This window comes from Nocardia sp. NBC_00508, from assembly GCF_036346875.1.
GTDB lineage: Bacteria > Actinomycetota > Actinomycetes > Mycobacteriales > Mycobacteriaceae > Nocardia.
Genome location: NZ_CP107852.1, coordinates 4,536,300 through 4,550,119 on the forward strand (window position 1 = coordinate 4,536,300; position 13,820 = coordinate 4,550,119).

Below are 13,820 nucleotides of genomic sequence, written 5' to 3' on the forward strand. Positions count from 1 at the left end.
CGGTTGGGCGTGGCTGTTCAGTATTGATTCAACCCGCAAAGAACCAACTAGAGGTCTTCTTTTTACCGCACGGAACATACCGTGCAGAGTGGTCAACGGCAATCCGGGGGAGTCGGTACGCAATAACCGAATATGGCTATAGAGAACGTGTTTCGCGGTGGAATGCATCAAGGACGCGTCAACTTCTCGGCACATCGGTGGAACCCCCTGGTCATGCGGGGTCGGCCGGGGTGACGCGCCGAAGGTTTCGCGCGGACTCGCCGCGGCGTGTCGGGGGTGGCCTCTCAGTTACCTCTCAGTCGCTGCGGTCAAACTGGTGACATGCGCATTCTGGTAGTCGACGACGATCGGGCCGTCCGGGAATCGCTGCGCCGGTCGCTCACCTTCAACGGCTACTCCGTCGATCTCGCGGTGGATGGCGTGGACGCGCTGGAGAAGGCAACCGTCCAGCGACCGGATGCGCTCGTGCTCGACGTGATGATGCCCCGGGTGGACGGGCTCGAGGTCTGCCGCAGGTTGCGCAGCACGGGCGACGATTTGCCGATTCTGGTTCTTACGGCGCGAGATTCGGTATCCGAGCGGGTCGCCGGCCTCGATGCCGGGGCGGACGACTATTTGCCGAAGCCCTTCGCGCTGGAGGAGCTGCTGGCACGGTTGCGGGCGCTGCTGCGGCGCACGACCGCCGATCCGGGTGAGGCATCGGAGGCGATGAAGTTCGCTGATCTGTCGCTGGATCCGGTGACGCGCGAGGTGTCCCGCGGCGCCCGCCCGATCAGTCTCACTCGGACCGAGTTCTCACTGCTGGAAATGCTGATGGCGAACCCGCGCCGGGTACTGACCCGCAGCCGCATTCTCGAGGAGGTCTGGGGCTACGATTTCCCAACCTCGGGAAATGCGCTCGAGGTGTACATCGGTTATCTGCGCCGCAAGACCGAGGCCGAAGGCGAGCCGCGGCTGATCCACACCGTGCGCGGAGTGGGCTACGTACTACGCGAAACACCCCCGTAGGCCGCTCGCATGGCACGGACACCTCCCAAGCGACCTGTCGTCGCCGCGCTCGGCCAGCCCGAGCCCGCGGACATGCGGCCGCCGATGCCACTGACCCGTTCGGTCTCGCTGCGCTCGCGGGTGACCCTGCTGGCCGCCTCCGTGGTGGCGATCGCGGTGGCCGTCACCTCGATCGCGGCCTACGCTCTCGTCGCGCGCGCGTTGTACGACGACGTGGACGCGCAGCTGCGCAGCCGCGCCAGCGCCGTGATCGCCAGCAATCCGTACGGATTCAACATCCAGAATCTGATGATCGCCTCCGCCTTCTACGATGACACCGGCATCGCGCTGATCTATCCCGACCTCAAGCCCTATTCGCCGCCGCAATCGACCGATCCACCGGTCGGGGCCGAGGAGATGGACGTCGCCGAGGGGGAGCGCAGTTCCTCGCTGCGCACCGTCGGCAATCAGCGAGTACTGGCCGTTCACACGAACTCGGGTGCGACGCTGGTGATCTCGCAGCGACTGGATCGAACGAGAGAGGTGCTGGACCGGCTCGCCTGGCTGCTGTTCGTGGTCGGCGGCTGCGGCGTCGTGCTGGCCGCCGCGGCGGGCACGGCCGTGGGCCGGACCGGCCTGCGGCCCATCGCACGGCTCACCGCGGCCACCGAACGCATCGCCCGCACCGAGGATCTGACGCCGATCCCGGTGACCGGTGACGACGAATTAGCCAGGCTCACAGAGAGTTTCAATGCGATGCTGCGCGCTTTGACCGAGTCGCGCGATCGGCAGCGCAGGTTGGTCGCCGACGCCGGGCACGAATTGCGCACGCCGCTCACCTCGCTGCGGACCAACATGGAATTGCTCATCGCGTCGAGCCGTCCTGGCGCACCGCACATACCGGACGAGGACATGGCCGAGCTGCGCGCGGACGTCATGGCCCAGATCGAAGAGTTGTCGACGCTGGTGGGCGATCTGGTCGATCTGGCACGGGAAGACGCACCGGAAACCGTCTACGAGCGGGTGGATCTCGGCGAGGTGGTGGAACGCGCGCTCGAACGAGCGCGCCGCCGTCGCAGCGGCATCGAGTTCGCCGCGGATCTGCGACCGTGGTTCGTCTACGGTCACGACGCCGGGCTGGAACGCGCGGTGCTCAACGTGCTCGACAACGCGGCCAAGTGGAGCCCAGCGGGCGCGCAGGTCCGCATCGTCATGCGGGAGAGCGGTCCGGGGCTGCTGGAGTTGTCCATCGACGACGCGGGGCCCGGAATTCCCTCGGCCGAGCGTGAGCTGGTGTTCGAGCGTTTCTACCGGATCACCTCGTCCCGGTCGATGCCGGGTTCGGGCCTCGGCTTGGCGATCGTGAAGCAAGTGGTGACAAAACACGGCGGCACCATCGCCGTCGATACGTCGGAACGTGGTGGCACCGTGGTCCGCGTCGTGCTGCCGGGTGAGGCCGGAGCTCCTGCGCCCGATTGACGCAATACCGTCCGATGGATGTCTATTTCCACCACAATGATCAGTTCTGTGCGAAATATTCACCGGAATTTCCGACATTGCAGAGATCGGATTGTGCTTGATTTGAGACATCGAGTTGCCGATGGTTCTAATACTGGTTTCTGGGGGCAGATCTCGGAAAACTGAAAGCACAGTCTCAGTCCGCTCTCAGTCGCCGTGACCACCCTGGTCGGCACGTGAGTGTCAGCGTATGTCCGAGGGGCAGCACGGTGACAGCACGACGGCGCCGAGTGCCGGCGGGGTGACGACGTGAGCGAGCTCGAGAGCGAACGAGAACACAGCGCGTCATGCGCACGGCGGCGCCGAGCGCCAGCGAGGTGACGACGTGAGCAGAGACGAGGAGTCCATGACCGAGGATTCGAAGGATCGACCGGAGCCCGGGACGGCCGCCGGTTCGGACCGGCAGCCGACCGAGCAGATTCACGGCGCGGCGTCCGCCCCGTGGTCGGCGGGTGCTCCGCAGGGCGGCGTATTCGGACCGGGGGAGGCGCATTCCCACGGTTACGGTCCGCAGGGGCCGCAGCATCCGACGGCGCAGTTCCCGCCACAGCACCATCCCGCTCAGCCGTTCGCGGGGCCATACGGGACGCCGCAGGACGGTGTCTACAGCGCGCCGCCCCGGCGGCCGTTCCGCACCGGCCTTGCCGCGGGCGCAGTCGCGCTGGCGCTGGTCAGCGGGGGCGTCGGAGGCGCGGTCGGCGCGCTGGTCACCCGCTCCGACGACGGTCGCGCCCCGGTCACCAACGCCTTGGACGCGCCGAAGCCGAACATCAGCAACGCCTCCACCGCCCCGGCCGGATCCACCCAGGCGGTCGCGCAGAAGGTGCTGCCCAGCGTGGTCATGATCAAGGTGGCCAGCAGCAAGGCCGAGGGCGAGGGCTCCGGGGTGATCCTGTCCTCCGACGGGCTCATTCTGACCAACAATCACGTGGCCGCGGGCGGCGGGCCGAACGCGAAGATGGAGGTCGTCTTCGCCGACGGCAGCAGTGCGCCTGCGTCGCTGGTCGGGGCCGACCCGGTCTCCGATCTGGCCGTCATCAAGGCGTCCGGCCGGAGCGGTCTCGCGCCGATCGAATTGGGGACGTCGGCGAACTTGCAGGTCGGCCAGCCGGTCATCGCGATCGGCTCGCCGCTCGGACTGGCGGGTACGGTCACCACGGGCATCGTGTCGTCGTTGAACCGGCCCGTCGTCACCTCTGGCAACGGCAGCGAGCCGAGTCCCGCGGTCAGTCCGGTGATCGACGCGATCCAAACCGATGCCGCGATCAACCCCGGCAACTCGGGTGGCGCTCTGGCGGACGGCAACGGGAAGCTCATCGGTATCAACACCGCCATCGCGACACTCGGGCCCTCCGAGATCGTGGGGGGTCAGACCGGGTCGATCGGGCTCGGCTTCGCGATCCCGATCGATCAGGCGCGCCGTGTCGCCGACGAGCTCATCAAGACCGGAAAGGCCACCTACGCCCAGATCGGGATCACCGTGTCGCGGCAGCAGGACCCGGAACAACAGGCTTCCGGCGCGCAGGTTCGCGATGTGACGCCGGACGGCCCCGCCGCTCGCGCGGGCATTCCGCCGGGCGTGGTCGTGACGAAGCTCGACGACCGCCCGATCGATTCCGGAAACGCGCTCGTCGCCGCCGTCCGCTCCCACCAGCCAGGCGACAAGGTGAAAGTCACCTACACCGATGAGCAAGGCAACAACCCCAAGACCGTCGAGGTCACCCTCTCCGGCGCGCCCGCGGAGGGCGGCCGATGATGCGCGGCGGACAGGCTCCGCTGGCCGACATCGACGCCGGCGTTCTCGGCGCGGCCGCCGGATTGTTCGACGCAGGCGCTACGGTGAGCAGCATGGAAATCGATGCTCCTGTGGCGGGGCGTGCTCTGGTGGTGGTCGTCGACGATCGAACGGCGCATGGAGGTGTTGACTCGCTGGGCCCGCTGGTCACCGAGCTGCTCACCGAGGCGGGTTTCCTCGTGGACGCGTCGGTGTCGGTGCAGGCCGACGAGGTCGAGATCCGCAACGCGCTCAACACCGCGGTGATCGGTGGCGTCGATCTGGTGATCTCCGTCGGCGGCACGGGCATGTCGCCGCGTGACGTCACGCCGGAAGCCACCTCTCAGGTGCTCGACCGCGAATTGCCCGGAATCAGTGAAGCGCTGCGATCTTCCGGCCGGGTGGCCGGGTCGCTGGACGCTGGTCTGTCCCGCGGGGTGGCCGGCGTGTCCGGCAGCACCCTGGTGGTCAACCTGCCCGGCACCAGGTCCGCGATCCGGGACGGTATGGCGACCCTCGGACCGCTCGCCAGCCGGGTGATCGGCGAACTCTCCGGATTGGTCGAGTAATCACCTCGCGCACTCCCCCCGAAGACCCTCGCCCGGCGGCTCGCCGGGCGAGGGATAGCGCGCGTCTGGCGAAGGTCTTCGGTGACGCCTTGCCCGAGACAACCAGCGACGAGCGCGGCGATGACCGCGACGACGGCCGCGCCGCCGACGACGACTGGCTGCGCGCGCAAGTCCCCCCACACCACGGCTGAGGCCGTTATCTACGTAGTAGCTACGTATTCCGAGCAGGGTTCTCGTGATTCGCCCGTGATCTCTTCCGCTCGAAAGTAATCCAAGAAAATTCTTTACGGCTCTGTCCCGTATGTGGTCACGGCTCCCCTGAGTCGCTTTCCGGGCAGGCTCCGCTGTAGCCATCCTGCATTTATGCACGTCAAGCCATATTCAAATGTTCGCAACTGTGACTTACGTCACGCTGAACTTTACGAACCACCGCGTTGCGGGCGCGGTTATCGAACGTTTAATGTCCCCATCGAGCCACGCACATTTGGACCCAACAGGCCCGGGTATCGGCACGCGAGATGCCGCTCGGCGGAACCTGGCTCGGTTCCGTTGCCAGCTAGTACGTTGCGACGAAATAACAACCGGTTACACATCGGCAACAAAGGAGCGACACACTGAGCTGGGCCTGAGAGGACCACGTCCAGCCTCGATGGTCGAGGTTGACTGTTTGAACCTGATGAGGGGAAGTATGAGCGAGAACCGCACCATGCGCCGCGGCGCCCGCGTCGCGGGCATCGGCGCTGCCGCGGCCGTTGCCATGGGCCTGCTTTCGACCGGTGCCGCCAACGCCGACACCTTCGTGCCGTTGCCGGACGGCCACAAGGCGGGACCTGGCGTGACGATCACCCGGAACGGAGAGCGGGCCCTGATTTCGCCGTCGCTGGCTGCCAATGGCGCCGGCCGCGTGGTCTGGGTGTCGGGCAATGCGATCGCCGATGTCGCCGTGACGCCGGAAGGCACCATCGGCCCGAACAACGGTCCGACCGGAAACCCCGGAACCAACAACTCCTCGACGCACGGTGCTTCGCAGTTGAGCACCGGTTACGTCGTGGGTTGCCAGATCAGCATTGCTGATGATGCGATTTCGGCGGGTGTGTCCGGGAGTGTGAACCTCAGTGGGGCGAGTGCTGGTGGTTCGATCGGTATCAACCTCGGGCCGGGCGAGGTGAAGTTCGTTCAGATCGATTACAAGGACATCTTGAAGCCGGGTGTTTACTCGGTGGAGTACCAGGATGCCGAGATTCAGATCCAGGGCTGCGCGGGTTACGCGCAGGCGCGTTCGTACACGGTTGTCGAGATCATCGGTGATCACTACTCGAAGACCACCCTCTACGGGATGCCGTTCAGCATCGGCTGACGTCTGTCGAATCCACGAACCATCCTCCCGCTGAAGCGGACTCAACCCTCGAGGGATAGCAATCATGATCAACCGTAAGAACCTGGCACGGATGGCCGGCGTCGGCGCCGCTGCCACCATCGCCATGGGCCTGTTCTCCACCGGTGCGGCCAACGCCGACACCTTCGTCCCACTGCCGGGCGGCGAGCTCACCAAGACGCTGTCGGACGGCACCGTCGTGACGGTCCGTCTGGCCGGGGAGTCGGCCACCATCAGCCCGTCTATGGGTGCCACGCCGGTGCACCGCAACGCGTGGGTCTCCGGTAGCGCGCAGGTTGAGCTGTCCGGCACTGCCGGCGGCAAGATCTTCCCCGGTTACACCGTCGGCTGCCAGGTCAACATCGCCGGTGGCGGTGCCACCGGTGGCGTGGACGGCGATGTGGACTGGAGTGGTGACACCGTCACCGGCGGCGTGGGCGCCAACAGTGGCGGCGAGCTGTCGCTCGGCCCGGGTCAGGCGAAGTCGTTCTACGTGCTCGATCTGGAGCAGGCCGACGATTTCGGCAACGAATCGCACAAGACCCGGAACGCGTTCAAGGGCACCAGCGGTTCGGTGACCTGGGCCGACGAGACCATCGGCCTGTCGGGCTGTGGCGGCTACGCGCAGGCGCGTGCCTTCGTCAGCGTCGAGGTCGAGACCGACAATGTCATCACCTGGGTGACGCTGTGGGGCCAGCCGTTCAGCCTCGGCTGAGCGCAGCCGGGTAAAACCCCGCAGCCACCAACGAAATGGGCCCGTCACATCGGCGGCGGGCCCATTTCGCCATGAATTCTCTTGCGCCCCGACAACGCTCCGCGATCCTAGTCGGATCGCTGTCGCGCGGGGATAACTTGCCCGAATTTCCGGAAAAGTCTGGTTGATACCGAATAGCATTGTTTCGTCCGATATCGCTCGATGACGCGATGGTCGGCGATCGCTTGGTGGACTTCACATTCCACCACCCGGCCGTCGGCTTGGAGGGACATGTCCGCCTCGACACCCTGAGGTGGGCGGATGCAACTGATGAGGAAAATATGAGCAAGTACCGCACCAACGGTCTGTCTCGAGGCGCCCGCGTCGCGGGCGCTGCCGCCGCGGCGGCCGTAGCCACCGGTCTGTTCTCGACCGGTGCCGCAAATGCCGATGTCTTCGTGCCGTTGCCGGACGGCCACAAGAACGGCCCTGGCGTGAGCCTCGCCCGCACGGGTGAGCGCGCCCTGATCTCCCCTTCTCTCGCTGCGAACGGTGCCGGCCGTGTCGTGTGGGTTTCGGGGAACGCCATCGCCGACGTAGCCGTCACACCCGAGGGAACAATCGGGCCCAACAACGGTCCGACCGGAAACCCCGGAACCAACAACTCCTCGACGCACGGTGCTTCGCAGTTGAGCACCGGTTACGTCGTGGGTTGCCAGATCAGCATTGCTGATGATGCGATTTCGGCGGGTGTGTCCGGGAGTGTGAACCTCGATGGCGCGAGTGCTGGTGGTTCGATCGGTATCAACCTCGGGCCGGGCGAGGTGAAGTTCGTTCAGATCGATTACAAGGACATCTTGAAGCCGGGTGTTTACTCGGTGGAGTACCAGGATGCCGAGATTCAGATCCAGGGCTGCGCGGGTTACGCGCAGGCGCGTTCGTACACGGTTGTCGAGATCATCGGTGATCACTACTCGAAGACCACCCTCTACGGGATGCCGTTCAGCATCGGCTGACATCGGCTGGATCTGTCAAATCTCTTTTCGCTGAAGCGAACTCGATACTCTAGGGGTATTACCATCATGTTCGATCGTAAAATGCTGGCGCGCGCGGCAGGACTGTGCGCGTCCGCGGCCATCACCATGGGTCTGCTCTCGACGGGTGCGGCGAATGCCGACACCTTCGTCCCGCTGCCGGGCGGGGAACTCACCAAGACGTTGTCGGACGGCACCGTCGTGACGATCCGTCTGGTCGGGGAGTCGGCCACCATCAGCCCGTCTATGGGTTCGACGCCGGTGCACCGCAATGCCTGGGTGTCCGGTAGTGCGCAGGTTGAAGTGTCCGGTGCCGCAGGCGGAGCGATCTTCCCGGGTTACACCGTTGGCTGCCAGGTCAACATCGCCGGTGGCGGTGCCACCGGTGGCGTGGACGGCGATGTGGACTGGAGTGGTGACACCGTCACCGGCGGCGTCGGCGCGAACAGTGGCGGCGAGCTGTCGCTCGGCCCGGGTCAGGCGAAGTCGTTCTACGTGCTCGATCTGGAGCAGGCCGACGATTTCGGCAACGAATCGCACAAGAAGCGCAACAAGTTCAAGGGCACCAGCGGTTCGGTGACCTGGGCCGACGAGACCATCGGCCTGTCGGGCTGTGGCGGCTACGCGCAGGCGCGTGCCTTCGTCAGCGTCGAGGTCGAGACCGACAATGTCATCACTTGGGTGACGCTGTGGGGCCAGCCGTTCAGCCTCGGCTGAGCGTCAACCATCCAGCCGCACAATGCGAACGGGTCCGTCGTTGTCACGGCGGGCCCGTTCCGCGCTGCGACCCAGGTGATCCAGAGTTCGTGCCGTCCGGCCGCGCTGGTCTTGCTTTCGGCGAGCAGGTCGCGGATCTGGATCAGCAGCTCCGCATCGGTGAGTCCGGGCGTGATCGGGCTGGAACGCTTCTGCAGATACTCGCCGAACTTTGTCACTCGGTATGTCTGCGGGCACGGCAGGTCAATGGAAGACGACGGCGAGCGCGGTGCGCAGGGAAGCTCCGGCCACGGCGGTGGCGTGGTCGGCGTCCATCGCGACCAAGACCACGCGTTCGGCGGCGCCTCGTTCGTCGGCCTGTCCCGAGACCAAGATGACGGCGGCGTCGGTGGCCAGGGTGCGGGCAGGCCGGGTACCGGGGCCGTTCGAGTCTTCGGCGCCGATCACGTCGACGCGATCGCCCGCACGGAGGATGTCCGCGACCGCGGTGTCGGCGAGACGGATGGGCACGATCCTGGCGTCGCGTGCTCCGGTGGCCGCCGCGGCCAGCCGTGGACCGATGACGCGCAGGTCGGTGAAAACCTCGCCCTGACGCATCGCGCCGGTCAGTGTCGCGCCGAGGAGAGCGGCCGGGTCGCCGACCGCGCCCGCGGGCAGCGTGCCCGCTTCGCGTGGCGCCGAGCGCAGGTCGCCCTCTTCGAGGAGCCGTCCCGGCTCCAGATCCCGGGCCGCGACGAGGATCGGCATGCGCTCGGCGTCCGGGTCACCACGCACGAAGAGGACGGCCGCGAGTACAGCGAGGGCGGCGGCGAGTAGCCGTCGGGCCAGGACGACGTCGGCCCATGGCGGGCGCTGCCATCCGGAGGGATTCCAGCCACCTCGGCCGAGGTCGGCGAGTGCGCGAGTCATGGCCGGATCCTATGGCCGAACTCACACTCGTCCGCCCCGTATCAGCGGGGCTGTGGATAACGACGAGGCTGGGGAAAACGTCGAATCAGCTGGCTACGGCCGTGCTGGTGGCCGCGGTGGAACCGGTGGACGAGTCGGAGGACGAACTCGAGCCGCTGTCGGTCTTGGCGGGCTCGCTCGCGGTGGACGAGCCGCCGCGGCTGTCGGTGCGGTAGAAGCCGCTGCCCTTGAAGACGATGCCGACCGAGTTGAACAGCTTGCGCAGCTTCCCCGAGCACTCCGAGCAGACGCTCAGAGCTTCGTCGGTGAAGGACTGAACGATGTCGAAGCGGTTGTCACACTGGGTGCACGCGTACGAGTAAGTTGGCACAGGATCCTCCGCGGTATTCGTCAACCTGGCACTCTACAGCCGACAGTGCCAACACCGCCAATCGGCATTTCATTCCCCGGCGCTATCGCCGAGCGGTCGCAGGCCGCCACGCGGTGTCAGTGCCCAGCCCATGCGCAGATCGTGCGGCTCCTCGGGCAGTCGCTCCACCAGTTCCTCGTCTCGTACCACCGCGATCAGCCGCGCGTCCGGGTGCGCGGCCGACAGCGTGCGGTCGTAGTAGCCCGCACCGCGTCCGAGCCGGACGCCGCGCAGGTCCACCGCGAGCGCGGGCACCAGGATCACCTCGGCCCTGGCCACCTCGGCCGGTGGCAGCACCGTGCCGATCGGCTCCAGCAGGCCGTAGCGGGCGCGGCGCATGGCGTCGGCTCCGGTGTACTCGGCCCAGCTCAGCGGCCCAGGTGGCCCGGTTACCGGCAGCAGCACCCGCGCGCCACCGGCCAGCAGCGCGTCCAGCATCGCCGTCGAGCCCGGCTCCGGATCGACCGGCACATACGCGCAGACCCATTCCCGCGCGCCGAGCGCGCCGACCGCCGCGGCCAAGGCGAGCGCCTCGTCCTGCCGATCAGTGGCGCTCATCACAGCTCGCCGGGCCACCAGTTCGATGCGCCATGCATGTTTATCGCGCTCGCCGGGCATCTCCACAGTGATCACCATAGGCTCACCCCGGTACCGGGTCGGCGCGACGCCGACCCGGCGGCGTGATGGACGGATAGGGTATGCGCATGACAGCAAAGGCCGGACAGCCCGCTGACACCGCGGTGGTGTCGTGCTTCCGCACGGCCGTGGTGCCCGCGGCCGGGCTGGGGACACGGTTCCTGCCCGCGACCAAGACGGTGCCCAAGGAACTTCTTCCAGTGGTGGACACCCCCGGGATCGAGCTGGTCGCCAGCGAGGCGGCGGACTCGGGGGCCGAGCGCCTGGTGATCGTCACGTCCCCGGGCAAGGACGGCGTCGTCGCGCACTTCGTCGAGGATCTCGTGCTGGAGAGCACGCTCGCCGAGCGCGGCAAGTACAAACTGCTGGAGAAGGTGCGCAAGGCGCCGGCACTGCTCGACGTCACCTCGGTCGTACAGGAGGAGCCGCTCGGGCTCGGTCACGCCGTCGCCCAAGCCGAGCAGGCACTCGATGCCGACGAGGACGCCATCGCGGTGCTGCTGCCGGACGACCTCGTGCTGCCCTGCGGTGTGCTCGACGTGATGAGCCGGGTGCGCCGCAAGCGCGGCGGGACCGTCCTGTGCGCCATCGACGTGCCGAAGGACGAGGTCAGCGCCTACGGCGTGTTCGACGTGGCGCGGGTGCCGGACGCCGTGAACCCGAATGTTCTGCGCGTCAAGGGAATGGTGGAGAAGCCCGCACTGGCCGACGCGCCCTCGACCTTCGCCGCCGCTGGCCGGTACCTGTTGGACCGCGCCATCTTCGACGCGCTGCGCCGCATCGAGCCCGGTACGGGCGGCGAGCTGCAACTCACCGACGCCATCGCACTGCTGATCGCCGAGGGACATCCGGTTCATGTGGTGGTGCACCGTGGGTCGCGCCACGATTTGGGCAACCCGGGCGGTTATCTTCGTGCTGCGGTCGATTTCGCACTGGAACGAGAGGAATACGGCCCCGCCCTGCGGGAGTGGCTGCAGCACCGTCTCGGTCCGGACTGGGATCCGCAGCTGACGACCGACGACTGACGGGTCCGTCCGGGGTTTCGCCGAGAGTGGACCGTCGGGTACGAATGGTGGTTCACCGCGGTGCGCGCGAACATGCTTGCGCCGCGGTGCGATCCCGCGCGCCCGCGCAGGCGGAATCGGATGGAGTGCGGAGAGGATCAGGAAGGGCTGGATGCGGTCGGTTGAGGATCAGCAGATCAAGGTGACCGCCGCGGCCGTCGCGCCGCGGCCGGTCCGGGTCGCGATTTCCGAGGCCCAGGGCCTGCTGTGCGCCGAGGACATCGTCACCGAGCGTCCGCTGCCCGGCTTCGATCAGGCCGCGATCGACGGCTACGCGGTGCGCAGCGTCGACGTCGCCTCCGCGGGCGCCGACATCCGCGACGAGGAGGGCGAACTCGTCGACCTGACCCTTCCCGTGGTCGGTGAGGTGGTCGCCGGATCGCGTCAGCCGATCCGGTTGCAGCCGCGCCAGACCGTCCGGGTGGACACCGGCGCGCCGATGCCGACGCTCGCCGATGCGGTTCTCCCGTTGGATTTCACCGACGGCGGGCGGGTCAGGATCAAGGTGTACGAGCCGGTGCGGTCCGGGGACTATGTGCGGCGCGTCGGCGACGACGTCCAGCCGGGTGACGTCGCGGTGCGCGCGGGAACCATCATCGGCGCCGCGCAAGTAGGTCTGCTCGCCGCCGTCGGCCAGGACAAGGTGCTGGTGCACCCGCGACCGCGATTATCGGTGATCTCGGTGGGCGGTGAGCTGATCGACATCGATCGCACGCCCGGTCCCGGCCAGGTCTATGACGTGAACTCCTACGCGCTCGCCGCGGCCGCGCGGGACGCGGGCGCGGACGTGAACCGGGTCGGCATCGTGAGTTCCGATCCGCGCCGGTTGCGTGACGTGGTCGAGGGGCAGTTGGTGCGCTCCGAGGTGGTGGTCATCGCGGGCGCGGTCGGCGGCTGGGCCTCCGAGCAGGTCCGGGAGGCGCTCGAGGGGCTCGGCGAGCTCGAAATCACCCGGGTGGCCATGCATCCGGGCTCGGTGCAGGGGTTCGGCAAGCTCGGCCGCGACGAGGTGCCGACCTTCCTGCTGCCGTCCAACCCGGTCGGCGCGCTGGTGGTGTTCGAGGTGATGGTGCGGCCGCTGATCCGGATCGCGTTGGGACGCAGGCATCCCATGCGCCGGATCATCCGCGCGCGCACGATCATGCCGATCAGCTCCATGGCCGGACGCAAGGGATACCTGCGCGCACAACTCATGCGAGACGAGGCGACCGGTGAGTACTTGGTACAGCCACTCGGCAGCGCGAACTCGTCCTCGCACCTGCTCGCCACGCTCGCCGAGGCGAACAGCCTGATCCTGATCGACCCGGACGACACCGAGATCCGCACCGGTGACGAGGTTCAGGTCGCCTTTCTCGCACAGCGTGGCTGAGACGTGGACGCGATGAACGTTTTCCGGGTCACGCAGCATCCGGGGTGGCCCGCGCGGCTCGGCCCGGTCCGGGTGGCCGCGGGACAGGTCACCCTGCGTCCGGTGCGGCTGCGCGACGCGGCGGCGTGGAGCCGGATCCGGTTGCGGGACAGGGACCATCTCGAGCCGTGGGAGCCGACCGGCCGCGGGGCGTGGGAGGCGCGCAACCACGCGTCCAATTGGCCCTCGCTGTGGTCGAGCTTGAAGGCGGAGGCACGGCGCGGCGCGATGATCCCTCTGGTCATCGAGGTGGACGGCGGGTTCAGCGGACAGCTGACCATCGGCAATATCGTGCGCGGCGCGCTGCGCTCGGCCTGGATCGGTTATTGGGTGGCCAGGGATCTCAGCGGACAGGGTGTCGCGACCGCGGCGTTGGCGCTCGGGCTCGACCACTGCTTCGGGCCGGTGGGCCTGCATCGGGTCGAGGCGACCGTGCGACCGGAGAATCTGGCCAGTCAGGCGGTGCTCCGCAACGTCGGCTTCCGGGAGGAGGGGCTGCTACGGCGCTACCTCGACGTGGACGGCGCCTGGCGAGATCACCTGCTGGTCGGCATGACCGTCGAGGAGGTGGTCGGAACCGTTCTGGACCGGCTGGTGCGAGAGGGGCGCGTCACCCTGCTGTAAGCGCGGGCCACCGGACCCGGTGGCATTGGTGGGAATGTGACAGGTGTGGCGGATGTGCACGGCGCGCCTGCCGGAACTTGGTGCTACCCGGAATTAGCCTAC

At 67.4% G+C, this 13,820-nt stretch carries 14 protein-coding genes; 11 read left to right on the top strand and 3 right to left on the bottom strand.

All coding sequences use genetic code 11. The features are described 5' to 3' along the window. Positions 1 to 321: 321 nt before the first annotated feature. From OHA40_RS20025 to OHA40_RS20060, 8 genes are all read left to right on the top strand, one after another. A complete protein-coding gene (locus OHA40_RS20025) occupies positions 322 to 1,008 on the top strand; it encodes a response regulator transcription factor (RefSeq protein ID WP_330228432.1) in 687 nt (228 codons plus the stop codon). A gap of 9 nt (positions 1,009 to 1,017) precedes the next feature. Further along, positions 1,018 to 2,466, top strand: a complete 1,449-nt coding sequence (locus tag OHA40_RS20030; protein ID WP_330228433.1) for a HAMP domain-containing sensor histidine kinase — start codon at positions 1,018 to 1,020, stop codon at positions 2,464 to 2,466. 385 nt (positions 2,467 to 2,851) lie between these two features. Continuing rightward, positions 2,852 to 4,261: a S1C family serine protease gene (locus tag OHA40_RS20035; protein WP_330234283.1), complete on the top strand. Its 1,410-nt coding sequence runs from the start codon at positions 2,852 to 2,854 to the stop codon at positions 4,259 to 4,261. Further along, positions 4,258 to 4,848, top strand: a complete 591-nt coding sequence (locus tag OHA40_RS20040; protein WP_442943765.1) for a MogA/MoaB family molybdenum cofactor biosynthesis protein — start codon at positions 4,258 to 4,260, stop codon at positions 4,846 to 4,848. Before OHA40_RS20035 ends, OHA40_RS20040 begins: the two co-directional genes overlap by 4 nt. A 688-nt stretch (positions 4,849 to 5,536) precedes the next feature. Next, positions 5,537 to 6,205 (top strand): MspA family porin, encoded by a 669-nt coding sequence (locus OHA40_RS20045; RefSeq protein WP_330234284.1) that lies wholly within the window; start codon positions 5,537 to 5,539, stop codon positions 6,203 to 6,205. Between the two features lie 64 nt (positions 6,206 to 6,269). Beyond that, entirely contained in the window at positions 6,270 to 6,938 is a 669-nt protein-coding gene (locus tag OHA40_RS20050; RefSeq protein WP_330228434.1) for an MspA family porin, read from the top strand. A 320-nt stretch (positions 6,939 to 7,258) separates the two neighbouring features. Then, a complete protein-coding gene (locus tag OHA40_RS20055; RefSeq protein ID WP_330228435.1) occupies positions 7,259 to 7,933 on the top strand; it encodes an MspA family porin in 675 nt (224 codons plus the stop codon). 66 nt (positions 7,934 to 7,999) lie between these two features. Next, positions 8,000 to 8,668: an MspA family porin gene (locus OHA40_RS20060; protein WP_330228436.1), complete on the top strand. Its 669-nt coding sequence runs from the start codon at positions 8,000 to 8,002 to the stop codon at positions 8,666 to 8,668. A gap of 243 nt (positions 8,669 to 8,911) precedes the next feature. Here OHA40_RS20060 and OHA40_RS20065 read toward each other — a convergent pair whose 3' ends face one another. From OHA40_RS20065 to OHA40_RS20075, 3 genes are all read right to left on the bottom strand, one after another. Continuing rightward, positions 8,912 to 9,577 carry an SAF domain-containing protein gene (locus OHA40_RS20065; RefSeq protein ID WP_330228437.1) on the bottom strand — a complete coding sequence of 222 codons (666 nt, stop codon included), beginning with the start codon at positions 9,575 to 9,577 and terminating at the stop codon, positions 8,912 to 8,914. A gap of 85 nt (positions 9,578 to 9,662) precedes the next feature. Next, positions 9,663 to 9,947 (bottom strand): FmdB family zinc ribbon protein, encoded by a 285-nt coding sequence (locus OHA40_RS20070; RefSeq protein ID WP_330228438.1) that lies wholly within the window; start codon positions 9,945 to 9,947, stop codon positions 9,663 to 9,665. Between the two features lie 69 nt (positions 9,948 to 10,016). Beyond that, a complete protein-coding gene (locus OHA40_RS20075) occupies positions 10,017 to 10,622 on the bottom strand; it encodes a 5-formyltetrahydrofolate cyclo-ligase (RefSeq protein ID WP_330228439.1) in 606 nt (201 codons plus the stop codon). Positions 10,623 to 10,690: 68 nt separating this feature from the next. On the opposite strand from OHA40_RS20075, the gene OHA40_RS20080 reads away from it, so the two are divergent. The 3 genes from OHA40_RS20080 to OHA40_RS20090 all read left to right on the top strand — a co-directional run bounded on the left by OHA40_RS20080 (position 10,691) and on the right by OHA40_RS20090 (position 13,718). Next, complete coding sequence (locus OHA40_RS20080; protein WP_330228440.1) at positions 10,691 to 11,647, top strand: UTP--glucose-1-phosphate uridylyltransferase; 957 nt, start codon at positions 10,691 to 10,693, stop codon at positions 11,645 to 11,647. A 151-nt stretch (positions 11,648 to 11,798) separates the two neighbouring features. After that, complete coding sequence (gene glp / locus OHA40_RS20085; RefSeq protein WP_330228441.1) at positions 11,799 to 13,055, top strand: molybdotransferase-like divisome protein Glp; 1,257 nt, start codon at positions 11,799 to 11,801, stop codon at positions 13,053 to 13,055. Positions 13,056 to 13,067: 12 nt separating this feature from the next. Beyond that, on the top strand, positions 13,068 to 13,718 hold the full coding sequence (locus OHA40_RS20090) for a GNAT family N-acetyltransferase (protein ID WP_330228442.1): 651 nt from the start codon (positions 13,068 to 13,070) through the stop codon (positions 13,716 to 13,718). The last annotated feature ends 102 nt before the right edge of the window (positions 13,719 to 13,820 follow it).